This window comes from Ruegeria sp. BHSA118 (assembly GCF_059613405.1).
In genome coordinates this window covers 1-24,961 of sequence record NZ_JBXWSM010000041.1, presented here as the reverse complement: position 1 = coordinate 24,961, position 24,961 = coordinate 1, and the positions used below count along the sequence as shown (strand labels likewise).

The 24,961-nt window shown below is 58.4% G+C and carries 21 protein-coding genes; 11 read left to right on the top strand and 10 right to left on the bottom strand.

The window, feature by feature from the left end; genetic code table 11:
• Positions 1-9 precede the first annotated feature (9 nt).
• The 7 genes from AC2FNN_RS13435 (at position 10) to AC2FNN_RS13405 (ending at position 10,758) form a co-directional block, all read left to right on the top strand.
• Positions 10-447, top strand: a complete 438-nt coding sequence (locus AC2FNN_RS13435; RefSeq protein WP_496759056.1) for a GFA family protein — start codon at positions 10-12, stop codon at positions 445-447.
• Positions 444-4,976: a glutamate synthase large subunit gene (gene gltB / locus AC2FNN_RS13430; protein ID WP_496759055.1), complete on the top strand. Its 4,533-nt coding sequence runs from the start codon at positions 444-446 to the stop codon at positions 4,974-4,976. The genes AC2FNN_RS13435 and gltB overlap by 4 nt, the downstream gene beginning before the upstream one ends.
• A gap of 180 nt (positions 4,977-5,156) precedes the next feature.
• Positions 5,157-6,071 carry a Hint domain-containing protein gene (locus AC2FNN_RS13425; RefSeq protein WP_496759054.1) on the top strand — a complete coding sequence of 305 codons (915 nt, stop codon included), beginning with the start codon at positions 5,157-5,159 and terminating at the stop codon, positions 6,069-6,071.
• A 39-nt stretch (positions 6,072-6,110) separates the two neighbouring features.
• Positions 6,111-6,845 (top strand): monofunctional biosynthetic peptidoglycan transglycosylase, encoded by a 735-nt coding sequence (mtgA, locus tag AC2FNN_RS13420; protein WP_496759053.1) that lies wholly within the window; start codon positions 6,111-6,113, stop codon positions 6,843-6,845.
• A 58-nt stretch (positions 6,846-6,903) separates the two neighbouring features.
• Entirely contained in the window at positions 6,904-7,569 is a 666-nt protein-coding gene (gene fzlA / locus AC2FNN_RS13415) for an FtsZ-binding protein FzlA (protein WP_496759052.1), read from the top strand.
• A 75-nt stretch (positions 7,570-7,644) separates the two neighbouring features.
• Positions 7,645-8,682 (top strand): tRNA epoxyqueuosine(34) reductase QueG, encoded by a 1,038-nt coding sequence (gene queG / locus AC2FNN_RS13410; protein WP_496759051.1) that lies wholly within the window; start codon positions 7,645-7,647, stop codon positions 8,680-8,682.
• Positions 8,683-8,754: 72 nt separating this feature from the next.
• Positions 8,755-10,758, top strand: coding sequence for a hydantoinase/oxoprolinase family protein (locus tag AC2FNN_RS13405; RefSeq protein ID WP_496759050.1), 2,004 nt, complete (start codon positions 8,755-8,757; stop codon positions 10,756-10,758).
• Between the two features lie 39 nt (positions 10,759-10,797).
• Here the strand turns inward: AC2FNN_RS13405 and msrA are convergent, their stop codons facing one another.
• Positions 10,798-11,310, bottom strand: coding sequence for a peptide-methionine (S)-S-oxide reductase MsrA (msrA, locus tag AC2FNN_RS13400; RefSeq protein ID WP_496759049.1), 513 nt, complete (start codon positions 11,308-11,310; stop codon positions 10,798-10,800).
• On the bottom strand, positions 11,310-11,756 hold the full coding sequence (msrB, locus tag AC2FNN_RS13395) for a peptide-methionine (R)-S-oxide reductase MsrB (RefSeq protein ID WP_496759048.1): 447 nt from the start codon (positions 11,754-11,756) through the stop codon (positions 11,310-11,312). The genes msrA and msrB overlap by 1 nt, the downstream gene beginning before the upstream one ends.
• Before the next feature lie 145 nt (positions 11,757-11,901).
• Between msrB and AC2FNN_RS13390 the strand changes: the two genes are divergently transcribed.
• A complete protein-coding gene (locus AC2FNN_RS13390; RefSeq protein WP_496759047.1) occupies positions 11,902-12,423 on the top strand; it encodes a glutathione peroxidase in 522 nt (173 codons plus the stop codon).
• Here the strand turns inward: AC2FNN_RS13390 and AC2FNN_RS13385 are convergent.
• Positions 12,399-13,286: a DMT family transporter gene (locus tag AC2FNN_RS13385; RefSeq protein WP_496759046.1), complete on the bottom strand. Its 888-nt coding sequence runs from the start codon at positions 13,284-13,286 to the stop codon at positions 12,399-12,401. The genes AC2FNN_RS13390 and AC2FNN_RS13385 overlap by 25 nt on opposite strands.
• A gap of 182 nt (positions 13,287-13,468) precedes the next feature.
• Between AC2FNN_RS13385 and AC2FNN_RS13380 the strand changes: the two genes are divergently transcribed.
• Positions 13,469-14,665 (top strand): BCCT family transporter, encoded by a 1,197-nt coding sequence (locus AC2FNN_RS13380; RefSeq protein ID WP_496759065.1) that lies wholly within the window; start codon positions 13,469-13,471, stop codon positions 14,663-14,665.
• Positions 14,666-14,867: 202 nt separating this feature from the next.
• On the opposite strand, the gene AC2FNN_RS13375 is transcribed toward AC2FNN_RS13380, so the two are convergent.
• From AC2FNN_RS13375 to AC2FNN_RS13355, 5 genes are all read right to left on the bottom strand, one after another.
• A complete protein-coding gene (locus AC2FNN_RS13375) occupies positions 14,868-15,227 on the bottom strand; it encodes a CHAP domain-containing protein (protein WP_496759045.1) in 360 nt (119 codons plus the stop codon).
• Between the two features lie 457 nt (positions 15,228-15,684).
• Positions 15,685-15,972 carry an HU family DNA-binding protein gene (locus AC2FNN_RS13370; RefSeq protein ID WP_117871130.1) on the bottom strand — a complete coding sequence of 96 codons (288 nt, stop codon included), beginning with the start codon at positions 15,970-15,972 and terminating at the stop codon, positions 15,685-15,687.
• 130 nt (positions 15,973-16,102) lie between these two features.
• On the bottom strand, positions 16,103-17,566 hold the full coding sequence (locus AC2FNN_RS13365) for an AMP nucleosidase (protein WP_496759044.1): 1,464 nt from the start codon (positions 17,564-17,566) through the stop codon (positions 16,103-16,105).
• Positions 17,563-19,365, bottom strand: coding sequence for an adenine deaminase (gene ade / locus AC2FNN_RS13360; protein WP_496759043.1), 1,803 nt, complete (start codon positions 19,363-19,365; stop codon positions 17,563-17,565). The genes AC2FNN_RS13365 and ade overlap by 4 nt, the downstream gene beginning before the upstream one ends.
• A 108-nt stretch (positions 19,366-19,473) precedes the next feature.
• Positions 19,474-20,343, bottom strand: a complete 870-nt coding sequence (locus AC2FNN_RS13355; RefSeq protein WP_496759042.1) for a LysR substrate-binding domain-containing protein — start codon at positions 20,341-20,343, stop codon at positions 19,474-19,476.
• A 112-nt stretch (positions 20,344-20,455) separates the two neighbouring features.
• Here AC2FNN_RS13355 and AC2FNN_RS13350 point away from each other — a divergent pair, with 112 nt between their 5' ends.
• Positions 20,456-21,211, top strand: a complete 756-nt coding sequence (locus AC2FNN_RS13350) for a class II aldolase and adducin N-terminal domain-containing protein (RefSeq protein WP_496759041.1) — start codon at positions 20,456-20,458, stop codon at positions 21,209-21,211.
• A gap of 52 nt (positions 21,212-21,263) precedes the next feature.
• Here the strand turns inward: AC2FNN_RS13350 and AC2FNN_RS13345 are convergent, their stop codons facing one another.
• Positions 21,264-21,896, bottom strand: coding sequence for a class I SAM-dependent DNA methyltransferase (locus AC2FNN_RS13345; protein WP_496759040.1), 633 nt, complete (start codon positions 21,894-21,896; stop codon positions 21,264-21,266).
• An 88-nt stretch (positions 21,897-21,984) separates the two neighbouring features.
• Here AC2FNN_RS13345 and AC2FNN_RS13340 point away from each other — a divergent pair, with 88 nt between their 5' ends.
• On the top strand, positions 21,985-22,830 hold the full coding sequence (locus AC2FNN_RS13340; RefSeq protein ID WP_496759039.1) for an SDR family oxidoreductase: 846 nt from the start codon (positions 21,985-21,987) through the stop codon (positions 22,828-22,830).
• Positions 22,831-22,835: 5 nt separating this feature from the next.
• Here the strand turns inward: AC2FNN_RS13340 and AC2FNN_RS13335 are convergent, their stop codons facing one another.
• Positions 22,836-24,455 (bottom strand): GMC family oxidoreductase, encoded by a 1,620-nt coding sequence (locus AC2FNN_RS13335; protein WP_496759038.1) that lies wholly within the window; start codon positions 24,453-24,455, stop codon positions 22,836-22,838.
• Positions 24,456-24,961: the final 506 nt, after the last annotated feature.

Here is a 24,961-nt window from a genome sequence, read left to right as displayed (position 1 = left end):
GGCTTCGAAATGCCTGAATTGCAAGGCCATTGCATGTGTGGCGCGGTCACGGTGACGGCAACTCCGGCGCGGGATGCGCTGGGAGCCTGCCATTGCGATCAGTGCCGGCGCTGGACCAGTTCCATGCTGGTGACGTTTCAGGCCGAAGAAGGCTATGCCGCGCTTGGACCGGTCAAAACCTTCACTTCCTCTGACTGGGCCGAGCGCGCCTTTTGCGCCGATTGCGGCTCGGCGCTTTGGTATCGGATCACGCTTCCGGGCGAGATGCACGGCCAGACGCAAATGGCGGCAGGTCTGTTTGACAACGCCGCAGGCAACCCGCTGAAACTTGAACTTTACATCGACAAAAAGCCCCAGGGCTACGCGTTCGCAGGCGAACGCCGGCAGATGACCAAAGCCGAGGTCGAAGCCATGTACGCCCCCTCTGACGAAGGAGACAGCCAATGACCAAATATGATGCCGATTGGGTGCGGGCCGAAGAAGCCAAGCGCAAATGGATGGCTGAAAATGGTCTCTATTCCGAGGAAGAAGAGCATTCTTCCTGCGGTGTGGGTCTTGTTGTGTCCGTGGATGGAAAAGCGTCGCGCAAGGTTGTGGACGCCGGTATCGACGCTCTCAAGGCGATCTGGCACCGTGGCGCAGTTGATGCGGACGGCAAGACCGGTGATGGCGCGGGTATTCACGTGCAGATTCCGGTGTCGTTTTTCTACGATCAGATCAGGCGTACAGGCCACGAGCCCAAGTTGGACGAACTAATCGCCGTTGGTCAGGTTTTCCTGCCGCGCACCGACTTTGGCGCACAGGAACAGTGCCGGACCATCGTGGAAAGCGAAGTTCTGCGCATGGGCTATTACATCTATGGCTGGCGTCATGTGCCGGTCGATGTCACCTGTCTGGGCGAAAAAGCCAACGCCACCCGGCCCGAGATCGAGCAGATCCTGATTTCGAATTCCAAAGGTGTGGACGAAGAGACTTTCGAGCGCGAGCTCTATGTCATTCGTCGTCGTATTGAAAAGGCCGCCTCGGCTGCCGGTATTTCCGGGCTGTACCTGGCGTCGCTGTCCTGCCGTTCGATCATCTACAAGGGCATGATGCTGGCCGAGCAGGTTGCCGTCTTTTATCCCGATCTGATGGACGAACGGTTTGAATCCGCCTTCGCAATCTACCACCAGCGCTATTCCACCAACACTTTCCCACAATGGTGGCTGGCGCAGCCCTTCCGCATGTTGGCCCATAACGGTGAGATCAACACGCTGAAAGGCAACATCAACTGGATGAAAAGCCACGAGATCCGCATGGCGTCGTCGACGTTTGGGGATTATGCCGAGGATATCAAGCCGATCATCGCCGGAGGTTCGTCGGATTCGGCCGCATTAGACTCGGTTTTTGAGGTTCTGGTGCGTGCTGGTCGCTCGGCTCCGATGGCGAAAACCATGCTGGTTCCGGAAAGCTGGTCGAAACAGGCGGTGGAACTGCCGCAGGCGTGGCGTGACATGTATTCCTATTGCAACTCCGTCATGGAGCCGTGGGACGGCCCCGCCGCGCTGGCCATGACGGATGGCCGCTGGGTCTGCGCTGGACTGGACCGCAACGGCCTGCGTCCGATGCGTTACGTCGTGACTGGCGATGGACTGGTCATTGCAGGATCCGAGGCTGGCATGGTGCCGATTGATGAGTCCACAGTGACCGAAAAAGGCGCGCTGGGCCCCGGTCAGATGCTGGCCGTCGACATGAAAAAGGGCAAGCTGTACCGCGACACCCAGATCAAGAACAAGCTGGCTGCCGCACTGCCGTTTGGCGAATGGGTCGGCAAGATCAACGATCTGGACGAGGCGCTGGCAGGCGTGACCGAAAAGCCGATGTTCTCGGGCGAAGATCTGCGCAAACGCCAGATCGCGGCAGGCTATTCGGTCGAGGAGCTGGAGCAGATTCTTGCGCCCATGGCTGAAGATGGCAAAGAGGCGCTGGCGTCCATGGGTGACGACACGCCCTCGGCGGTTCTGTCCAAGCAATACCGCCCGCTCAGCCATTTCTTCCGCCAGAATTTCTCTCAGGTCACCAACCCGCCGATCGACAGTTTGCGCGAATACCGCGTCATGTCCTTGAAAACCCGGTTCGGGAACCTGAAGAACGTGCTGGATGAGGACAGCAGCCAGACCGAGATCATCGTTCTGGAAAGCCCCTTTGTCGGAAACGCACAATGGAATGAACTGGTTGGGCACCTCAACGCTCCGCTGGCCGAGATCGATTGCAGCTTTGAGCCCGGTCAAGGTGCGCTGAGCGCTGCTTTGGCCCGTGTCAGAGCCGAAGCTGAAGAGGCTGTCCGGTCTGGTGCCGGGCATCTGGTGCTGACCGACATGAACTCGGGTGAAGATCGGGTGGCGATGCCGATGATCCTTGCCACCAGCGCAGTGCACTCACACTTGACCCGTCAGGGCCTGCGGACGTTCTGTTCCTTGAACGTACGCTCGGCTGAATGTGTGGATCCGCATTACTTTGCGGTTCTGATCGGCTGTGGCGCGACCGTTGTGAACGCCTATCTGGCCGAAGACTCGCTGGCCGATCGTATCGATCGTGGGTTGCTGGACGGCACCCTGACCGAAAATGTTGCGCTCTATCGCGAAGCCATCGACCAAGGCCTGTTGAAGATCATGGCCAAGATGGGGATCTCGGTGATCTCGTCCTATCGCGGCGGCCTGAATTTCGAGGCTGTTGGCCTGAGTCGCGCGATGGTGGCCGAGTACTTCCCGGGTATGACCAGCCGTATTTCCGGCATCGGCGTCAAGGGGATCCAGGCAAAGGCCGAGGAAATCCACGCCAAGGGCTGGAACAGTGGCCTGGATGTTCTGCCGATCGGCGGTTTCTACAAGGCACGGAAATCGGGTGAAACCCACGCGTGGGAAGCGACCTCGATGCATATGATGCAGATGGCGTGCAACAAGGCGTCCTATGAGCTGTGGAAGCAGTATTCTGCCAAGATGCAATCGAATCCGCCGATCCATCTGCGCGACCTGATGGATTTCAAACCATTGGGTAAACCGGTGCCGATCGAAGAGGTTGAATCGATCACCTCGATCCGCAAACGGTTCGTCACGCCGGGCATGTCGCTGGGCGCGCTGTCGCCTGAGGCGCACAAGACGCTGAACGTGGCGATGAACCGGATCGGTGCGAAATCCGACAGTGGTGAAGGGGGTGAAGACCCGGCGCATTTCGTGCCGGAGCCGAATGGTGACAACCCCTCGGCCAAGATCAAACAGGTGGCCTCGGGCCGGTTCGGTGTGACCGCCGAATACCTGAACCAGTGTGAAGAGCTGGAAATCAAGGTTGCCCAGGGTGCGAAACCGGGCGAGGGCGGTCAGCTGCCGGGCATGAAGGTCACCGACCTGATCGCGCGTCTGCGGCACTCGACCAAGGGCGTAACGCTGATCTCGCCGCCGCCGCATCATGACATCTACTCGATCGAGGATTTGGCGCAGCTGATCTATGACCTGAAACAGATCAACCCGCGCTGCAAGGTGACGGTGAAACTGGTGGCGTCCTCGGGCGTGGGCACGATTGCCGCTGGCGTGGCCAAGGCCAAGGCCGATATCATCCTGATCTCGGGTCACAATGGCGGCACCGGGGCATCGCCCGCGACCAGCATCAAATATGCGGGCCTGCCGTGGGAAATGGGCCTGACCGAGGCGCATCAGGTGCTGGCGATGAACAACCTGCGCGATCGCGTGACCCTGCGCACCGATGGCGGTTTGCGCACCGGGCGTGACATCGTGATGGCCGCGATGATGGGGGCCGAGGAATACGGCATCGGCACCGCCGCCCTGATTGCCATGGGCTGTATCATGGTGCGTCAGTGCCAGTCGAACACCTGCCCGGTTGGTGTGTGTACGCAGGACGAAAGTCTGCGCGCCAAGTTCACCGGCAACGCGGACAAGGTCGTCAACCTGATCACCTTCTACGCGCAGGAAGTGCGCGAGCTGCTGGCCAGCCTTGGCGCGCGTTCCGTGGATGAAATCATCGGTCGGGCTGATCTGTTGGCGCAGGTTAGCCGGGGTTCGGCACACTTGGACGATCTGGACCTCAACCCGCTGCTGATCACAGTCGATGGCGCGCATAACATTGTGTACAATCGCGACAAGGACCGCAACGCCGTGCCCGACACGCTGGATGCCGAGATTGTGCGCGATGCGGCGCGGTTCCTGAAGGACGGTGAGAAGATGCAACTGTCTTATGCAGTGCAGAACACGCACCGGACCGTGGGCACTCGGGTTTCCAGCCACATCGTGCAGAATTTCGGCATGCGGAACACGTTCCAGGATGACCATCTGCACGTGAAACTTCAGGGGTCGGCCGGTCAGTCCCTGGGGGCTTTCGCGGCTCCGGGTCTGAAGCTGGAAGTATCGGGGGATGCCAATGACTATGTTGGCAAAGGGCTGTCTGGCGGCACGATCGTTGTGCGCCCGCCGCAGGTCAGCCCGCTGAAGGCGGATGCCAACACGATCATCGGCAACACGGTTCTCTACGGTGCAACTGACGGCCATCTGTTCGCGGCTGGCCGCGCGGGTGAACGGTTTGCAGTGCGCAACTCGGGTGCCAAAGTTGTGGTTGAAGGGTGTGGCTCGAACGGGTGTGAGTACATGACCGGCGGTGTGGCCGTGATACTTGGTGACATCGGGGCCAATTTCGGTGCCGGGATGACCGGTGGCATGGCATATCTGTACGATCCTGAAGGCAAGGCCGAAGCGTTGATGAACAAGGAAACGCTTGTGACCTGCCCCGTCACTGTGGACCATTGGGTGGATCAGTTGAAAGCCCTGATCACGCGTCACGCCGAGGAGACTTACAGCCGCAAGGCCGCGGATATCCTCCAGCATTGGGACGTGGAAAAGGGCAACTTCCTACAGGTTTGTCCCAAAGAAATGCTGAACAAGCTCAGCCACCCGCTGAGCGAAGAAGTCACGGCAGTTCCGGCTGAGTAAGCCGAAATTCCTTCAAAAAACCGGCCCCGCGTGCCATTTGCAGCACGCGGGGCCCTGATTTTGGTGAGGTTTCAGTGGAATTCTTGCCTGCTCTCCCGAATTTCGCCATGCTTTTTTCACCTTGTAGTGATAGCCATGGCCTGTTTCGGTTTCCAATGGTGACAGAGTAGGGGCAACAGGATGCCAACGACATATCGCGATCAGTTCTTCACCTTTGATCCCGCAAGTCCGCCACCAGCGGGAACGGCCGTCGCGGTCAGCAGTTTCAACATGACTGACGCGAATGATGACAATCTTATTGACGCGCCCAGTGGCGATACGGTCAACGGGCAAGACGTTACAAATTCCTGGCCAGGCGATACTGTAACGATCAACGTGTCAGGCGTTGGGAACGTGACCTATACAGGAACCACCTTTTACCTGGCCGATGGATCGCGGGTTTTCACCCCGACAGACGGCCAGGTGCTTCAGCCCGGAACGCTGGTGTCGACCACTTTTGTCAACACGCAAGGCCCCCTGAATGTCGGAAATCTGGGGCCACCGTGTTTTACGGCCGGGACCATGATCGCCACTCCGGAAGGTGAGCGCGCGGTTGAGGATTTGAAGGCTGGTGATCTGGTCATCACGGTGGATCATGGACCACAACCATTGATCTGGGTCGGGTGTACAACCGTTGCAGCCGAGGGCAAACTGGCCCCAATCCGTTTCGATGCGGGGGTGTTCGGTCTGGATCGTCCCTTGCTGGTTTCACCGCAGCACCGGATGTTGATCGAAGACTGGCAGGCGTCCTATCTGTTCGGTCATACCGAAGCGCTGGTTCCGGCGCATACTCTGGTCAACGATGATACGGTGACACGGGTCGAGGGCGGTGAGGTTGAATATTTCCACCTCTTGTTCAAACAGCATGAGATCGTTTTCGCCAACGGAGCAAAAAGCGAAAGCTATTATCCCGGGCACGCGTTGTCGGCCTCGGATCGTGAAACGCAAAGCGAAGTGCTGCACTTGTTTCCCGAGTTGACCGGGCTTGATCCGATGTCGCTGAAAACCGCGCGCCCGATCGTTCATCCGCGCGAGGCGCGTGCTTTCGCGATTTAGGCCGTTTCAAACCGGAACCTTGCGTCGTATAGCTGAGACATGGCGAAGAAAGCAGCCCGCAAATCCGGCGGTAAAAAAAGCAAGGCATCCAGAAAGAGAGAACCGGCGGCGCGACAGATCCGCCGCTGGGCAACGCGAGCGGTCATGGCGGTTCTGGGCCTCGTGGTTGCTCTGGTCCTGATCTATTCGGTGGTGAACCCTCCTGTCACCCACACCATCTGGTCGGAATGGCGCCGGCTGGGAAAGGTTGAACGCGAATGGGTCCCGTTCGAAGACATGGCGCCGATCATGGCAAGATCAGTTGTTGCAGCCGAGGACGCGAATTTCTGCCTGCATTGGGGCTTTGACGTCGAAGCCATCCGCGATGCGCTTGAGGATGGCGGCAATCGTGGTGCCTCGACCATCACGCAACAGGTGGTGAAGAATGTGTTCCTCTGGCAGGGCCGCAGCTGGGTGCGCAAGGCTTTGGAAACCTCGATCACGCCGGTGGTTGAAATATTCTGGAGCAAGCAGCGTATTCTTGAGGTGTATCTGAATGTCGCCGAAACCGGAAATGGCGTGTTCGGGGTCGAAGCCGCCGCGCAACGCTATTTCAACACCAGCGCGGCAAAGCTGACGTCGGTTCAAGCGGCGCGGATTGCCGCAATCCTGCCGTCCCCGCGCAACCGGTCGGTCACGGATCCGACTGCGCGCACCCGCAGACGGGCGGCTTCGATCCTCGATGGGGCGGCCACCATCCGCGCAGATGGTCGCGCGGATTGTTTCGAGGATTGAAACCCGCTATCTGCCAAGGCTAAATCTGTCGGGTATTCACTGGTTCGATTGGAAGTCCATGGCGCGTCTGTTTCACGTTCCCCTCTCTCCGTATTGTCGCAAGGTTCGTCTGTCGCTGGCGGAAAAGAAGATCGAGGTTGAGCTGGTAGAAGAGCGATACTGGGAACAGGATCCTGATTTTCTGCGGCGCAACCCGGCGGGAAAAGTACCGGTGTTGCGTCTGGACGGCCAGATCATGTCGGAAAGCGCGGCGATCTGCGAATACATCGAAGAAACCCGCCCTGAGCCAGCTTTGATGCCGAAAACCCCCGAAGCCAGATTCGAAGTAAGACGGCTGGTCGGGTGGTTCGACGACAAGTTTCACCAAGAGGTGACATCGAAGCTGTTGTATGAGCGAGTGAACAAAAAGGTGACAGGACAGGGGTATCCGGACAGTAAGAATGTCAAACAGGGTGCCAAGGCGATCAAGTACCATCTGGATTACATGGCGTGGCTGCTGGATCACCGCCGTTGGTTGGCCGGGGATCAGATGACATTGGCGGATTTCGCGGCCGCGGCGCATCTGTCTTCGCTGGATTACATCTCGGACGTGGACTGGAACCGCAGCCAGGTGGTCAAGGACTGGTATGCCAAGATCAAATCTCGACCGGCATTTCGGTCCATTCTGGCGGATCAGGTGCCAGGGTTCCGGCCGCCGCCCCATTACGCTGATCTGGATTTCTGATAGGGTGCGCAAGGGGGGCTGTCTGCCCCCCATCGCGCCATGGGCGCGATTCCCCCCGAGGATATTTTTGGCCAGATGAAGAACGGATCGGATCTTAAGGAAAAGCTGGTGCAACAAGCCTTGGCAGAGGGGTTTGTTGCCTGTCGCGTGTGCCGCCCTTGGGATGTTCCACAGGTGCCGAAACGATTGCGGGCCTATCTGGACGCCGGGTACCACGGGCAAATGGGATGGATGGCCGAGCGCACGCATTGGCGTGGCGATCCTGCCGCCCTTTGGCCCGAGGCGCAATCGGTGGTCATGTTGGCCGAAAGCTATACGCCGGAACATGACCCGACAGAGATCCTGAATCATCCGGATCGTGGTGCAATTTCGGTCTATGCGCAGAACAAGGACTATCATGATCTGGTCAAGAAGCGGCTGAAGCGGTTGGCGCGATGGCTGATTGCTGAAGCCGGTGGTGAAGTGAAGGTATTTGTCGATACCGCGCCGGTTCCCGAGAAGGCGCTGGGATATGCCGCTGGACTGGGGTGGCAGGGCAAGCACACCAATCTTGTAAGCCGAGAATGGGGAAGTTGGGCCTTCATAGGGTCTGTTTTCTCTACTCTGGACCTACCGGCAGACAATTCAGAGATTGACCATTGCGGGTCGTGCCGCGCCTGTCTGGACAGTTGCCCGACCGATGCGTTTCCGGCCCCGTATCAACTGGATGCACGGCGGTGCATTTCATATCTGACCATTGAGCATAAAGGCCCGGTGGACCATGAGTTGCGCGGTAAGCTGGGCAATCGGATCTATGGCTGCGACGATTGTTTGGCGGCCTGTCCATGGAACAAGTTTGCTGTCGCCGCGAGCGATATGCGCTATGCTGCCCGGGACGATCTGAAAGCGCCCGGCTTGGAAGAACTGGCAGCGTTGGACGATGCCGCTTTTCGTGCAAAGTTTTCGGGCTCGCCGATCAAACGCATCGGGCGGGACCGTTTCGTGCGCAATGTTCTGTATGCCATTGGAAACTCGGGACAGCCGAAATTGAAAGCAGTGGCTCAGCGTCTGTTGGAGGACCCGGATGAGACCGTGGCAGAGGCGGCGCGCTGGGCGGTGGAACAACTGTCATAATTGCCGCAAACAGGCTGGACGTGTCGTGCATAACCGCTAAACCCATCCGCAGCGAACAGACAGGAGGACCCGATGACGTTGTCTTTGGGGGTAGATACGGGCGGGACCTATACCGACGCGGTGTTGATCAGGGATGAGAAAGAGGTCATCGCCTCGGCCAAGTCGCTGACCACCCGGGCGGATCTGGCGATTGGTGTGGGCAAGGCGATCTCGTCTGTGCTGGCAGAGGCGCAGGTCACACCGGATCAGATTTCGATGGCGTCATTGTCGACGACGCTGGCCACGAATGCTCTGGTCGAGGGGCAGGGTGGCCGTGTCGCGTTGATCTATATCGGGTTCAAGGACAGTGATCTTGAAAAACACGGGCTGAAAGAGGCGCTGAAGGGCGATCCGGCCCTGGTGATTGCAGGTGGGCATACTCATTCCGGTGGGCAGGCTGACGCCTTGGATATCGCAGCGCTTAAGGCCTTTTTAGACTCGCATAAGGGGATTTCCGGCTTTGCGGTTGCTGCGCAGTTCGCCACCCGCAACCCGGCGCATGAGCTGGAAGCGGCGCGCATAATCTCGGAAAGAACCGGGGCGCCGGTGACCTGTTCGCATCACTTGTCCGCCAAGCTCAATGGTCCGAAACGCGCGGTGACGGCTGTGCTGAATGCGCGGCTGATCGGGATGATCGACCGATTGATCGGGCGTGCACAGGATCAGCTGCACGCGCTGGGAATTTCGGCGCCGATGATGGTGGTGCGTGGCGATGGCGCCCTGATGAGCGCGGAACAGGCCCGGGAACGGCCGATTGAGACTATTCTGAGCGGGCCTGCGGCTTCTATCGTCGGGGCGCGGTGGCTTACCGGAGCGGACAATGCGCTGGTCTCGGACATCGGGGGAACAACCACTGATGTGGCGCTTATCCGGGACGGAAAGCCCGCGATCGACCCGGCCGGGGCACAGGTGGGTGGGTTTCGCACCATGGTCGAAGCCGTGGCGATGCGAACCCACGGTCTGGGCGGCGACAGCCAGGTTCATGTTGCGACCGAAGGGTTGCGGGGCGGTGTTTTCCTGGGCCCGCGTCGCGTGTTGCCCGTTTCGCTGATCGCATCAGAAGCACCCGACGTTGTGCATTCTGCACTGGATGAACAATTGCGGGCCACGACCGTGGGCGAGCATGATACGCGTTTTGCCCGCCGCGTGCCCGGCATCCATGCCGAAGGAGTCGGTGCGCGGGAAGAAAGCCTGCTGGAGAGGCTGGGAGATCGCGTTCTGCCCCTGAGCGCGTTGCTGCGGTCGCGGATGGAGAACGGGGCGTTGATGCGTCTGGTCGATCGCGGAATCATCCAGGTGTCTGGGGTTACGCCATCTGATGCCAGCCATGTGTTGGGGCGGGTTCAAGCCTGGGATGTCGATGCGGCGCGCAAGGCATTGGAACTGATGGCACGCAAACGGGTCGGGTCAGGGGATATGTTGGCAAGCTCTCCCGAAGCGCTGGCCCGGATGATCGTGGACCAATTGACAGAGCAGACCAGTTTGACTTTGTTAGAGGCTGCTTTTGACGAAGAGCAGGTTGGTTTTGGTCTGCCACCGCATGATTTGGCGCGTCATGTGCTGACACAGCGTGGGTTGGCACAACACCGTGGGTTGCTGTCGCTGAGCGCTGCTTTGAATGTGGATGTGGTTGGCCTTGGGGCGTCGGCCCCCAGCTATTACCCTGCGGTGGGTGAGCGGTTGCATTGCCGAATGATCCTGCCGGAACATGCGGGCGTGGCCAATGCGATTGGCGCTGTCGTGGGGCGATTGACCTTGCGGCGCTCGGGCACGGTTACATCCCCGACCGAGGGCCGATATCGCGTGCATCTGGAGGACGGCCCTCAGGATTTTTCTGCGTCGGATGAGGCTTTGGCTTTGTTGGAACGTGTTCTGAGGTCTGAGGCCGAAGGAGCTGTACGAGAAGCTGGGGCGGAAGATATCAGAGTGATCGTGGATCGGGACATCAAAACCGCGCGGGTCGAAGCCAAGGACGTTTTTGTCGAGGCGATGATCACGGTCGAGGCAAGCGGGCGTCCGAGGGTGGCCGCAGGCTAGCCCCCCTGAAAGCTTCAGAGGGGCCGGGCAGGTGGTGCTTTATTCTGCTGCGCTTGAGCGTTTGGGCAGGACCCAATCCTGACGCGGGAAGTGGCAGGTATAGCCGTTCGGGATCCGCTCCAGGTAATCCTGATGCTCTGGCTCGGCTTCCCAGAAGTCTCCGACAGGTTCGACCTCGGTCACGACTTTTCCGGGCCACAAGCCGCTGGCATTCACGTCGGCGATGGTGTCCAGGGCCACCTGTTTCTGCGTGTCATCCACGAAGTAGATCGCAGATCGATAGCTCATGCCGAGATCGTTGCCCTGACGGTTGACCGTGGTCGGGTCATGGATCTGAAAGAAGAATTCCAGCAGGTCGCGATAGCTGATCCGAGACGGATCGAACCAGATCTCGATCCCTTCGGCGTGGGTGCCGTGATTGCGATAGGTCGCGTTGGGCACGTCACCGCCGGTATAGCCGACACGCGTACGCGACACGCCCGGCAGTTTGCGGATCAGGTCCTGCATCCCCCAGAAGCAGCCCCCGGCCAGTACAGCGCGTTGCTCGGTCATCAGATATCCTCCACATGAATCAGGTATTCGCCGTAACCTTCGGCTTCCATCTCATCCCGATGAATGAACCGAAGCGAGGCAGAGTTGATGCAGTACCGCAAACCGCCATGTTCACGCGGGCCGTCCGGGAAGACATGCCCCAGATGGCTGTCGCCGTGTTTCGAACGAACCTCGGTCCGGATCATACCATGCGTGGTATCGCGGAACTCTTCGACATGTTCGTGCACGATCGGCTTGGTGAAACTGGGCCAGCCGCACCCGGATTCGTATTTGTGGGTCGAGGCAAAGAGCGGCTCACCCGATACGATATCCACATAAATGCCCGGTTCCTTGTTGTTCAGGTATTTCCCGGTGCCCGGACGTTCTGTACCACTGCGCTGGGTGACGTGAAACTCTTCGGGCGAAAGCGCAGCAACGGCCGTGGGGTCTTTGGTATAGCGAGTCATGGATCCTCCGGCTGAAATAGTGTTTGCGCCATTATCTGGGGGCTGCGGGGCGGAAAGCAAAGCGATATTTCAAACCGCTCTCGCAGTCGTGCAAGTGATCTGAACAACAATGACGCGCGTATCAGGATGAAAGGGAGGACAAGACATGATGAGATTGCTGCTTTTGACTGCCCTGATCTTGCTGGGCCGCGCCGTTCAGGCGGCGCCGCTGACCGGCGAGTTCGACTCGATCGACGGAGGCACATTGGCCATCGAAGATTGGCGCGGCCAACCCATCCTGGTGGTCAACACCGCGTCCCAGTGTGGGTTTACCGGGCAATACAAGGCTCTGCAAAAGGTGCATGAGGCCTATTCCGGCAAAGGGCTGGTCGTTCTTGCGGTTCCGTCGGATTCGTTCAACCAGGAACCTGGGTCCGCGGAAGAGGTGAAACAGTTCTGTGAATTGAATTATGGGCTGACCCTGCCGATGACGGATATCACTCCGGTCAAAGGGGCTGACGCCCACGCGTTCTACAAGGCCGTTGCCGCGCAGACCGGGTTCACGCCCAAGTGGAACTTCAACAAAATCCTGATCGATTCTGAGGGTGAAGTCGCGGCGACCTTCGGGTCAGATGTCAAACCCGATTCCCGCAAACTGCTGTCTCAGGTCGAAGCTTTGCTGCCCTGAGCGGGCTGGCGTGAAAGCTGAACCGCAAGAATGCCAAGGGTTGTAACGGTAACGCCAACCGCATCCATCGCGCCCAGCTTCTCGCCCAGCAGGATCGCCGCGATGGTGACCCCGAACACAGGGTTCAAAAAGTGGAAGGTGGCGGCTCGAACGGCTCCGATCCGGTCCAGCAGCAGGAACCAGATCAATGTCGCCAGCAATCCGGGGAAAAGGGTTGTGTAGGTAAAGGCCAGCGCCAGCGGCAGCGTCGGGTGGATGTAGATGGTTTCAAAGATCGGAGCAGCCAGAAACAGCGTGGCTGAACCAACCAGCATTTGCAGGCCGACGACCATCATGAAGTTCCCGCCGGATGTTGCACCGCGAACGGCCAACGTTGCAAAGGTCAAGGCAAGCGCACCCAAACCGCAAAGCGCGACGCCGAACATATCAACGCCCGCGCTGATCCGGCTGCTCATGATAAGGGCGACTCCGGCGAAACCGGCAAACAGACCCGATACACCCAGCGGGCGCAGCTTTTCGCCGAAAATCAACCACCCCGCCAGCGCCACCAACAAGGGCATGGTGGATGCGATAATGGCCGCGACCGAAGCCTCGACCGTTTGCATTGCATAGAAATTCAGACCCAAATACAGGGCATTTTGGCAGATCCCGAACAATATCGTTGCGCGCCATTGGTTTCGGGTCAGGTGCCAGCTTTGCCCCATCGCGCGGGCAATCATGACCCCCAGAACACCAGAGATCAGAAACCTCAAGGCCAGCGAAAACAGGGGGGACGCATCCGCCACGATAATACGCGCCGAGGTAAAGGCAGATGACCAGATCAGGGCAAATGTCAGCCCCATGGCTATGGCGCGCAGATCCATGGAGACCCCCTGTCTCTTTGCGCGGACTGTCCCTGATTTCGGGATCGGTCGCAAGCAGTGCGCGTCAAAAAAGACACATGCGTGATGCAAGAAATGTCTTGCGCATGTTTATATTGATTGACTGACCAATTAAAGATATCGGCGGCAGGACCTGACATATCAAGGGAGGTTTGTCGGTGCTTCTGGAGTACATTCTATCGTTCGGCGTCCTGCTGGCATTGGGGCTGGTCGCTTTCTTCGTCGTGAAATGGTGGAACCTGCGCTGTGTCGGCGTGACACCGGTTCATCTGTTCACGTTCATCGCGATTCTGTTCACATCCGGCCTGGATGTCGGCCTGATCATGTTTCCACTGACCGAATTCGGAGGATACGCCGAGGACCCGGCCTATGCCTTTGCCAACCCGCTGGCGATCGAATTCGGATTCTGGGGTTTCCTGATCTGGGCCTTCTATTTCCTGACGGCCTTCTACTTCTGTGTGATCGAACCCCGCGTGAAGTTCTTTGAGATCCCGCTGGTCAAGCTGATCAACAACGTGGTGATCATCGGCACATGCGCCTTCACCGCCAGCCTGTTCCTGATCTACCTGCCGGGCTATCTGCCCGAGGTCGGAGATGGCGAATCCGTCGTCACCACCTTCTACATCATCGTGTTTGTCGTCATTCTGGCGGCGGCCTATTCCTCGACCGATCTGAAATACGTTCGCATCCTGTCCGTCGGTTCGACCTTTTTGTTCCTTGCCCTGATTCTGGGCATGTGGGCAGCCGCAGGTATGGGCGTGACCGGGTTCGTGGAAACCGGCAGCAATATCGGCGCCTATTTCGCCAGCCTGCACAAGTTCGTCCTGCCATTGACTGACTATCACGCGTTCTACCTGTTCTGGTGGTTTGCATGGTCGATCATGATCGGACAGTTTACGTCGCGTTTTGTTGGTGGCTTGAAAACATGGCAACTGCTGGCCGCGCTGTTGATCTTCCCGTCGATCCCGCTGGGGATCTGGTTCACCGTTCTTTACTATTACCACCTGAACGGCATCAGTACCGCAGGCATCACCAACATTGCGATGGTGATCGTGGGTGTGACGTTCGTGATCAACTCTCTGGACTCGCTGATCCGTCTGTACACCGACAACCTGAACCTGACCGTCGAGCGGTTCGGAAAGGCGATCTATGTGGCTGGCAACGTCGCGCTGCTGTTTGTCCTGACCCTGCTGTTCCAAAGCCAGTGGCTGCAAATCCAGTGGATCGGAGCAGTCGTGGTTGGACTGTATCTGGCCTGCGTCGTCTATATCCTGATCACCAAACGCCAGGAGGTAATGAGCATCGACTCTATGCCGGAAGACCGTGATCTGGATTTCCACAAGGTTGAAACGGTCCACTGACCGGTTCAGCGACACGGAACAGAAACGGGCGCCTCTGGTGCCCGTTTTTGTTTTGACCGCACGATATCGCTGTTCTGAACAATCTGGGGGCCTTTCAACCACGCGGCACCCCAACACGGGCGGCGGTCGTCTTTGCGGCACGATCAAAATGAACGTTGCCCGCGCTGCGATCAACTCGCCCGTCAAATGAAGTTGGGCAAGGCTACTCGTCAACCGCCGGATAGATGAACCCGTTTACCGGGTAGGGACTGCCGTAGCGGCCCGGTTGGCTTTCAACCCGAACCAACGTCCAGTCATTGTTTTTGGAGACATCCCTGACTCCCATCTTCAGCGACACCTTGTTTCGGTGCCAGTTGGCATGATTCACGATGACTTCCCGGTCGGTGACGATATCGGATACGACAGCCACATGGCCCAGGGGCATTCCGCGGGTTGCCCGAAACGACATAACTGCGCCAACAACCGGTTCCTTGCCGCGATCGAACACTTGCTGCGCCCTTCCCCACCAGTCTTTCGCATTGCCGCGAATTTCAATACCGCTGAGGTCTCGGGCGTAGGGCACGCACCATACTCTTTGTCCTCTGGCCCGCTTTTTCGAGACCTCTTGCAGCGCCATCAACTGACGGTCAGGGTCGAGATTTTCATTGTTGGTGTTTTGCGCGCAGGCAGAGACAAGAGTGATAAGACCCACCGCAATCGCGGAACGGGCGCTGCCGGACAAGCGCGGCCAAGTCGATTTCTTTTTACAGACGCTGTTTTGCAAGATACTTCATTGCCGGTTCAAAGACTGACGAAGTTGTAAGGTGATCAGACAAGTCTTGAAAAGAGGCGCGCAAACGCCACGGCAAGATTCTGCCAGTTCTCTGACCCTGAAGGCGCATTTTCACCTTGGTGGCGTATTCCGGGCCGAAATATGATGTGCGAAACGAGTTCAAAACCCGCAGGCACAAAATAATCAAGACGATAGAAAAAAGAGCCCCCCGAAGGCGGCCCTTTATCGTTGGCTAGAAAAGTTGAAATCAGCCGTTCACGCTGTCTTTCAGTGCCTTGGCGATGGTCATTTTCACAACCTTGTCGGCTTCTTTGGTGAAGGTTTCACCAGTGGCCGGGTTGCGAACCTGACGCTCGGGCCGCTCGCGGCAGTAGATTTTGCCGACGCCGGGCAGGGTCACTGCGCCACCGGCCGAAACTTCGCGGGTAATCAGGCCGGTGATGGCCTCCAGCGCAGAGTTTGCGGATTTCTTGTCGGTTCCCATTTCCTCAGCGAGAGCAGCAACCAGCTGAGTCTTTGTCATAGGCTTTGCCATTTCTTGGTCTCCTTAACGTGCCCGATCTATAGGGCCTCACCGCGTAACTGTAACGGGATATTGTGGCCAAACACAACGAATAGTAGCGCCGAAACCCCTAAAAATATGGGGAAAACGTTGCTTTTTTGCGTCAGAGGAAGGCCGTTTCGTCGAAGGAGCGCAGTTTCCGGCTGTGCAAACGCTCCAACGGCATGCCGCGCAGATGTTCCATCGCCTTGATGCCGATGGCCAGATGACGGCTGACCTGAGTGGTATAGAACGAAGACGCCATGCCTGGCAGCTTCAATTCTCCGTGCAGGGGTTTGTCGGACACGCACAGCAAAGTGCCGTACGGTACGCGGAACCGATAGCCGTTCGCGGCAATGGTGGCACTTTCCATATCCAGCGCGATTGCCCGGGATTGGCTGAGGCGCTGGACCGGGCCGGACTGATCGCGCAATTCCCAGTTTCGGTTGTCGACCGAGGCCACAGTGCCCGTCCGCATGATCCGCTTCAGCTCATACCCTTCCAGTTCCGTCACCTCGGCCACGGCGTGTTCCAGCGCCACCTGAACTTCGGCCAGAGGCGGGATCGGCACCCAGACGGGCAGATCGTCATCTAGAACCTTGTCTTCGCGCAGATAGGCGTGGGCCAGAACGAAATCGCCCAAGGCCTGCGTGTTGCGCAACCCGGCGCAATGGCCAACCATCAGCCACGCGTGCGGGCGCAGAACAGCAATATGATCGGTGGCGGTTTTTGCGTTGGACGGGCCAACACCGATGTTCACCAACGTAATCCCGGAACCATCTTTGCGCTTCAGGTGATAGGTCGGCATTTGCGGCAGTTTCAGCGGTTGTTCGATCGGTGCTTTGGGGTCCGTGATTTCGGCATTACCGGTTGAAACAAAGCTGGTATAGCCGCTGGCGGGGTCCGCCAATTGTTCTCGGGCGTAGTTTTCGAATTCCGAGACATAGAACTGGTAGTTCGTAAACAACACGTGATTCTGAAAGTGACCTGCATCGGTGGCGGTGTAGTGAGCCAATCTGGCAAGCGAATAATCCACACGCTGGGCGGTAAAAAGGGACAAGGGTCCAACAGCATCCTCATGGACATGCACGCCATTGACGATGTCATCATTGGTGGTTGTCAGGTCCGGAACATCAAACACATCGCGCAGGGTGAAGTCGGCTGCGCCCTGATGAGGCACGACCAGATCGGGATTGTTTGCCACGGCAAAATGCACCGGAATCGGCGTGTCCGACGCCGCAATTGTCACAGGTTGACCATGGTTCTTGATCAACAGGGCGATCTGCTGGGTCAGGTAGGATCTGAACAGATCCGGGCGCGTCACCGTCGTGGCATGAACACCAGGTTCAGACACATGGCCAAAGCTCAGGCGGCTGTCGACTTGGGAATAGGTCGAGGTTCTGATGCGAATTTCCGGGTAATAGGCTCTGTATCGCGCGGCAGGCGTCCCATTTTCCATGGCGTCCGCAAAGCTGTCGCACAGGAAATTGGTGGCCTGCACGTACAGCTCTTCCAGCCGTGCAACGGCGGCGGCGGGATCGGTAAACTGTTCTGGCGCGGGTGCTTGCGGTGTCAGGAGTGTCGTCATGCCAATGGTTCCAGAAGTTCTATTTTTTCGAATGTGCGTACGTCGACCAACCCGAGATCCGATATTCGAAGCTCGGGAATCACGACCAGCGCCAGCAATGAATGCTGCATGTACGCGTTGTTCAGTTGACAGCCACAGTCCTGCATCGCCTGTACCATCCTGTCGGCCTTGGCCGCGACTTCGGCGGCGGGACTGTCGGACATCAGGCCGGCGATGGGCAGTTCGACCAGCGCCAGTTCCTGCCCGCCCCGGAACAAGGTGATGCCACCGCCCACTTCGGCCAGACGGTTGGCGGCCAGCGCCATCTGATCCCGGTCCGTACCGACGACGATCATGTGATGACTGTCATGCGCCACGGTCGAGGCCATGGCCATTTTTCCCTGATAACCAAAGCCCGAAACAAAAGCGTTGGTGACGCCCCCGGTGGCCCGGTGCCGCTCGACCAGCGCGATCTGGCACACCTCGCCTTCGCCCTCGACCAGCCCGCCAATGATCGGCAATTCGGCCTTCAACGCCTTGGTCGGGGCCTGGTTTTCCACCACGCCGATGACGTTGGCCCGAACTTTGTTGGCCCCTTCCGGTGCCTTGATCTCAAAATCGGCCGACGTCAGTTCATGCCCCAGATGAACGGTATTGCGCGATTTTTCGGGCCAGTTCAGATGTGGACAATCCACTTTGATCGCACCGTTTTCCGCGACAACCTGCCCGCGGGCTATCACCATCTCAACCGGCAGTTCGGTCAGATCCGAGCTGAGGATGATATCCGCCCGTCGCCCCGGAGTGACGGAACCGATCTCGCGTTCCAGCCCGAAATGCGTTGCCGTGTTGATCGTCGCCATTTGCAGCGCGACCAGGGGGTCGCATCCGCAAGCAATGGCATGGCGCACGACGCGGTTCATATGCCCGTCATTCACCAATGTGCCGGAATGACAGTCATCCGTGCACAGAATGAAGTTGCGCGGATCCAGCCCTTTTTCTGTCACGGCCGTAATCTGGCTTTCCACATCATACCAGGCCGACCCCAGACGCATCATCGAGCGCATCCCCTGCCGAACCCGTGCAATGGCGTCGGCCTCGCATGTGCCTTCGTGATCATCCGCCGGGCCACCCGCCACGTAAGCCGCAAAATCAGGCCCTAAATCGGGCGAAGCATAGTGCCCTCCGACTGTTTTTCCGGCCCGTTGAGTGGCTGCAATCTCGGCCAGCATCTTGGGATCACCATGGATCACGCCCGGGAAATTCATCATCTCTCCCAGTCCGATGATACCCGGCCAGTTCATCGCCTCGGCCACGTCTTCGGGCGTGATTTCATAGCCCGTCGTCTCCAACCCCGGCGCGGATGGCGCGCAGGATGGCATCTGAGTGAAAATATTGACCGGTTGCATCATGGCTTCGTCATGCATCATACGAACGCCGTCCAGACCCAGCACATTGGCGATCTCATGCGGATCGGTGAACATGCTGGTCGTTCCATGCGGGATGACGGCACGGGCGAATTCGGCTGGGGTGAGCATCCCGGATTCGATATGCATATGCGCATCACACAAGCCGGGCAGGATGAAGCGCCCTTGTGCATCGATGATTTCCGTATCCGGACCCACGCAATGCGAGGCATCCGGCCCGACAAATGCTATGCGCCCGGCGGCAATCGCCACAGAATGATCCGGCAGTAATTCGCGGCTGTGTACGTTCACCCAGATTCCGCCCTGAATGACCATGTCCGCCGCCTCGCGTCCGGCTGCAACTGCGATCAATTTGGGGGCGACATCGGGCCAGCTTGGGAAAGGTGTGTATTCCATGGCTCAACTTTCACGAATGCGTCAGCGGGTGCAACCCCGGTTCTTCGATGTTGGAGATTCCTCATACATGTTGGGTACGTCTTTTGGTTCTGGCGCGCGCGTTTCCCTTTACACCTCAGACCCGATCTCACGCCGCACCCAGTTGGCAAAGGCCACGGCGCCGGGTGTGTCCTCGGCCTGCGGGGACAGCAGCAGATAGTAGGACTCGGGCATTCGTGCACGGTGCTTGAACGGCGCGACCAGCTGACCGCGCTTGATCAGGTGACTGGCGATTGTGTCATGTGCCAAGCAAAGACCACCGCCAGCCATGACCGCTGACAGGCAAACCAGATAAGTCGTCGCGTAGGCTATCGGTGGGTTTTCCCAATTTAGACCCTGATCTTCTGCCCAATTTGGCCAGTTGGACAGCAGGTTGGAGCAGTCGAAAAGTGGCTGTTCCTGAAGGTTTTCCAAGCATACCGGATAGTCTGGTGCGCAGACCGGATAATAGTGTTCGGTGCGCAGAATCTCGGTTCGGACCGTGTCGGACGGACGAAGCGAGAACCGAATCTCGACCGCCGCGCCTTCGGCCATTTCGCGCGGTTCCCAAAGCTCGGTGAAGACGTTCAATTGAACATGTGGATGTTCCGCCCGAAATGCCGGCAGGCGCGGGGCCAGCCAGTTGACAGCAAAGCTGATGTTGCATTGCACTTGAACCGCGTTTGGTTGCGCACCGGTAACCGCCCGGGTTCCGCGCATCAGTGTCCGAAAGGCTTCTCGCACGACTGGCAGATAGGTGATTCCGGCCTCGGTCAGTTCCAGAGCTTTGGGGCGGCGCAGAAACAGTGGCTGCCCCAGATGCCCTTCCAGAGATTTAATCTGCTGGCTGACGGCGCTTTGCGTCATGTTCAGGTCTCGTGCCGCGCCGGTAAACGAGAGATGGCGCGCGGCGGCTTCGAAAGTGCGCAACCAGCCCAGCGGAGGAAGCGAGTTTTGCATCTACATAACCTCGGCATAAGTTCAGCTAATGGAATAGTCGCGTTTTTTTTGTTGGTCAAACTGCCGGACCCCATGCAGGTTTGGCCACGACCAGCCGTGAAAGGAGCCAAGCATGAGCCTCACCAGTCTTCGTCCCAATATCGACCATTGGTCCGAGCGCGTGGATATGGCCGCCACCTTCCGCTGGACGGCCCGGCTGAACATGCATGAGGCGGTTGCCAACCATTTCAGCCTGGCAGTGAATGATAAAGGCACGCAGTTTCTGATGAACCCCAATCAGGTGCACTTTGCGCGCATTCGTGCCTCGGATCTATTGTTGCTGGATGCCAATGACCCGCATGTGATGGAACAACCCGGTGCGCCGGACCCGACGGCCTGGGGGCTGCACGGCTCAATCCACCGCCATTGCCCGCATGCGCGTTGCGTCATGCATGTGCATTCGATCTTTGCGACTGTTCTGGCCTCTTTGGCCGACAGTTCATTGCCGCCGATCGATCAGAACACGGCGACCTTTTACAACCGCTACGTGGTAGATGAAGAATTCGGAGGTCTGGCCTTTGAAAGCGAGGGTGAGCGCTGCGCCGGGATGCTGTCCGATCCCAGGAAGAAGGTCATGATCATGGGCAATCACGGTGTTCTGGTCATTGGCAGCGACCCTGCCGACGCCTTCAACAGGCTGTATTATTTTGAACGCGCGGCCGAAACCTACATTCGTGCCTTGCAGACCGGACTGCCCCTGCGCGTCTTGTCGGATGAGGTTGCCGAAAAAACAGCGCAAGAGCTGGATGACTATCCCGATCAGGCCGAAGCGCACCTGCGTGAGATCAAAGCGATCCTTGATTCCGAAAGTTCGGACTACGCGACCTGAGGCAATGCGCATGGTCGAGGCGGGCGGCTTGACTGCATCCGAATTACCGGACTCAAACCCGTTCAAACAAAGCGATCAAAGCGGTGTCATCCTTGTTGGGGCCAGCCGCGAGATCTCCGTATATGCGGACTTCGGGCAGGGTCAGGTTGCGAATCTGATCCTGTTCCAGTTCGCGGAAAGCGTCAGCAAAACCCAGTTCCTTGAAATGGCGCGCATTGATCGAAAGGGCAAACTGCGCCCCGTGCCGCGCCACGCGTAACAGCACGGGCAGCACCTCGGGGCCCAAATGACCATGTGTGAAAGTGCCGGATGAAACTATGCCGGAGTAGCTGTGATGCGGAACGGGGATGCCCTGTGTCAGATCAGCCTCGATCGCGTCCCGGTAAATGTCCTTGCGCATCGCCTGATCCAGCATCTCTGCGCTGATATCGGTTGCATCAATGGGTCCGACGCCAAGCGCCGACAGTACCGCGCCGCACAGGCCGGTTCCCGCTCCGACATCCAGAACGGGCCCCTGACCACCCGCGCCGACAAATGCCCGCGCCGTGCGGGTGTGAAGCTGATAATCTTCGCGTGCGGCGAAGCTGTCATCATAATCTCCGGCCCATTCCGCATAGAGCTGTCTGTTCTCGTCCGGAGAACTCAGCGCATAGGCCGAATGCAGGTCAGGTGTTTTTTTGCTCATGACCAACAGAAAGGCGCAATCGAAGATTCGATTCAAGTGCGTCCATGCGGCGCTTGCATCCCGGTACGGCGCAGATCATCAAAGGGGTATGACCAAGACGCTATTTTCATTCGGCCATGGCTATTCTGCCCAGGCCCTGTCCCGAAACCTTGCCCCGAATGGCTGGAAAATTGTTGGCACGACGCGAGACCGTGAAGGGGCGGGTGCAATCCGGGCCTCTGGCGCCGAACCGCTGATCTGGCCGGGTGTGGCACCGAACCTTGATGGGGTGACCCATCTGCTGATCTCGACGGCACCAGATGAAGCGGGTGATCCGGTTTTGGCGGCGCTGGGCGATGAAATTGCCAGGCGGTCCAGTCAGTTCGCATGGGTGGGTTACTTGTCGACAACGGCCGTCTATGGCGACCATCAGGGTGGCTGGGTGGATGAGGACACGCCGCCCACACCGACCGCCAAGCGCGGAAGATGGCGTATGCTGGCCGAGGAGCAATGGTCGGCCATTCCGGGCCTGCCTGTTCATATCTTCCGTCTGGCGGGTATCTATGGGCCGGGGCGCGGGCCGTTTTCCAAGCTCAAGCGTGGTGGATTGCGGCGCATTATCAAACCGGGGCAGGTGTTTTCGCGCATTCATGTGGAAGACATCGCGCAGATTCTTGAAGCCTCGATGAAGAAGCCGAATCCGGGAAGCATCTACAATGTATGTGACGACGAACCGGTCCCGCCGCAGGATGTCATAGGATACGCAGCCGAGTTGCAGGGTTTGCCCCTGCCTCCTGCGGTCCGTTTCGACGACGCCGATCTGACGCCGATGGCGCGCAGTTTCTACAACGAAAACAAGCGGGTTCGAAACGACCGGATCAAGGAAGAACTGGGCATAGATCTGATCTATCCCAATTACCGTGTCGGGTTGGAAGCCCTGATGAAAGGCAAGTAGCGTCCTTACATCGCCGCCGCTTTGATCATGTCCGCCGCTTTTTCGGCAATCATGATGGTGGGTGCGTTTGTATTGCCCGACACCAATGTCGGCATCACCGAGGCATCGACGACCCGCAGGCCTTCAAGCCCTCGTACGTGAAGCTGGGGGTCTACGACCGCCATTTCGTCCACGCCCATCTTGCAGGTGCCCACGGGGTGATAGATCGTGTCGGCACGGGCGCGGATGTGCTCCTCCCAATCCTGATCGGTCTGGGCGGTATCGGTGCCGAACAGCTCTTTGTGCCGGTACTTGGCCAAGGCCGGCGCGTTGAGGATATCCCGCGCCATTCGCGCGCCTTTGATCATGGTTTGCAGATCGCGTTTGTCCGACAGAAACGCCGGATCGATGGCCGGCGCCGCCGTGGGATCTGAGCTGTTCAGGCCTACGGTCCCCCGGCTTTCCGGTCGCAGTTTGCAAACATGGCAACTATACCCGTACCCGTAATGCAGCTTGCGGGCATGATCATTGACCATTGCGATGGTGAAATGCAGCTGAATGTCTGGACGCTCCAGATCGGGGGTGGTTTTCAGAAACGCCGCGCCTTCGGCAAATGGCGTCGCTGCCATCGAGACGCCTGTCTTGCTCCACCGTTGAATATGTCGCAACAACCGCGCTGCCCCCACCGGGCCGATACCAAAATTGTCGGTGTCTGTGGTTTTGAAGATCAGCGCGAAGTCCAGATGATCCTGCAAGTTCTGTCCCACGCCAGGCAGCTCGTGGTGAACAGCGATTCCGTGCGGTTCAAGGTCGCTTTTTGCGCCAACACCCGAAACCTGAAGCAGTTGCGGCGTTTTCAAAGCACCTGCGGACAGAAGGATTTCGCGCTTCGCCCGAATGGTGATGTCTGCGCCTTTGCCTCTCACCCGGTATACAACGCCTGTCGCGCGCTTGCCCTCAAAGCGCAGCCTGCTGGCATGTGCATGCGTGATGACCGTCAGGTTTGGTCGTTCGGAAACTGGGAAAAGATAACCAGCTGCCGCGGAACACCGTTCCCCATTCTTTGCCGGGTCGTGAAACTGGGTAACCTGATACAGGCCGACGCCTTCGTTATCGCCACGGTTGAAGTCTTCGGTATGGCGGTGTTGCAGCTGCTGTGCGGCTTGAATGAACGCATGAGTGATTGGACGAGGCTTTTTTTGCCGTGAAACCTGCAACGGCCCGCTGTCACCATGCACGCTGTCGGCGCCAAGCTCGTTGTTCTCGGCCCGTTTGAAGTAAGGCAATACACTGTCCCAATCCCAGCCGTCGCAGCCCAGATCAGCCCAGCCATCATAGTCCTGCCGCTGACCTCTTACATACAGCATGGCGTTGATCGCGCTCGAGCCGCCCAGTGCCTTGCCGCGTGGTTGATATCCTCTGCGCCCGTTCAGACCGGGCTGCGGGACCGTTTCAAATGCCCAGTTGTTGATCCTGGGACGCCCGGGAAGTGCGGTCACAACAGCTGCAGGCATTCTGACGAAAAGGCTTTTCCCACCGCCACCTGCTTCAAGCAGGCAAACACTTGTGGATGGATCTTCGCTCAGGCGGTTGGCCAGAACAGAACCGGCCGAACCGCCGCCTACGATGATATAGTCGAAATCCATGCTGTCTTGCGCACCTCTTGCGGCGTTTTTGTTTCTTTGACTGGTCGGGCAGGGTTACCACCTTCCCGCTGAGAGTGCGTTAATGGAGCAAAAAAACAACTGTGACCCAAAGTCAGTTTTTTGCGCGACCCAGCCTTTTCTTGATGGTCAGGTCCGGGATGCACGCAAGGTGCAGAAAAGTTGTGCAGGTCGTTTCTGTCTGCCGAACCCCTCGATTCCCCCGCAAGGGCAAGCTTTGGGGTTTCTTCCTGGGATATCCGCACGTTCCAGACGGCCGGGAGATCTTGATTTGTTAAGTTAACTTATTGTTTTAATTAACAAACACAAAAAATCGACGCGAAATGCAAAGTTTTTTGAAAATGGGGGTTGCAGGTCCCAGACCTAATCCGTAAATACCCCTTCACCGGCGCTGCTGAGGCGGTGCTGACGGGTCGGAGAGACGGCCTGACGGACTGGAAAGACGGTTGAGACGCTCGGGAGAGACCGGGGGCATCTATGGGACTGAT

Coding starts and splice junctions, on each gene's coding strand:
- AC2FNN_RS13435 (WP_496759056.1), top strand. CDS start 10: ATGCCTGAATTGCAAGGCCATTGCATGTGTGGCGCGGTCACGGTGACG.
- gltB (WP_496759055.1), top strand. CDS start 444: ATGACCAAATATGATGCCGATTGGGTGCGGGCCGAAGAAGCCAAGCGC.
- AC2FNN_RS13425 (WP_496759054.1), top strand. CDS start 5,157: ATGCCAACGACATATCGCGATCAGTTCTTCACCTTTGATCCCGCAAGT.
- mtgA (WP_496759053.1), top strand. CDS start 6,111: ATGGCGAAGAAAGCAGCCCGCAAATCCGGCGGTAAAAAAAGCAAGGCA.
- fzlA (WP_496759052.1), top strand. CDS start 6,904: ATGGCGCGTCTGTTTCACGTTCCCCTCTCTCCGTATTGTCGCAAGGTT.
- queG (WP_496759051.1), top strand. CDS start 7,645: ATGAAGAACGGATCGGATCTTAAGGAAAAGCTGGTGCAACAAGCCTTG.
- AC2FNN_RS13405 (WP_496759050.1), top strand. CDS start 8,755: ATGACGTTGTCTTTGGGGGTAGATACGGGCGGGACCTATACCGACGCG.
- msrA (WP_496759049.1), bottom strand. CDS start 11,310: ATGACCGAGCAACGCGCTGTACTGGCCGGGGGCTGCTTCTGGGGGATG.
- msrB (WP_496759048.1), bottom strand. CDS start 11,756: ATGACTCGCTATACCAAAGACCCCACGGCCGTTGCTGCGCTTTCGCCC.
- AC2FNN_RS13390 (WP_496759047.1), top strand. CDS start 11,902: ATGATGAGATTGCTGCTTTTGACTGCCCTGATCTTGCTGGGCCGCGCC.
- AC2FNN_RS13385 (WP_496759046.1), bottom strand. CDS start 13,286: ATGGATCTGCGCGCCATAGCCATGGGGCTGACATTTGCCCTGATCTGG.
- AC2FNN_RS13370 (WP_117871130.1), bottom strand. CDS start 15,972: ATGGCAAAGCCTATGACAAAGACTCAGCTGGTTGCTGCTCTCGCTGAG.
- AC2FNN_RS13365 (WP_496759044.1), bottom strand. CDS start 17,566: ATGACGACACTCCTGACACCGCAAGCACCCGCGCCAGAACAGTTTACC.
- ade (WP_496759043.1), bottom strand. CDS start 19,365: ATGGAATACACACCTTTCCCAAGCTGGCCCGATGTCGCCCCCAAATTG.
- AC2FNN_RS13355 (WP_496759042.1), bottom strand. CDS start 20,343: ATGCAAAACTCGCTTCCTCCGCTGGGCTGGTTGCGCACTTTCGAAGCC.
- AC2FNN_RS13350 (WP_496759041.1), top strand. CDS start 20,456: ATGAGCCTCACCAGTCTTCGTCCCAATATCGACCATTGGTCCGAGCGC.
- AC2FNN_RS13345 (WP_496759040.1), bottom strand. CDS start 21,896: ATGAGCAAAAAAACACCTGACCTGCATTCGGCCTATGCGCTGAGTTCT.
- AC2FNN_RS13340 (WP_496759039.1), top strand. CDS start 21,985: ATGACCAAGACGCTATTTTCATTCGGCCATGGCTATTCTGCCCAGGCC.
- AC2FNN_RS13335 (WP_496759038.1), bottom strand. CDS start 24,455: ATGGATTTCGACTATATCATCGTAGGCGGCGGTTCGGCCGGTTCTGTT.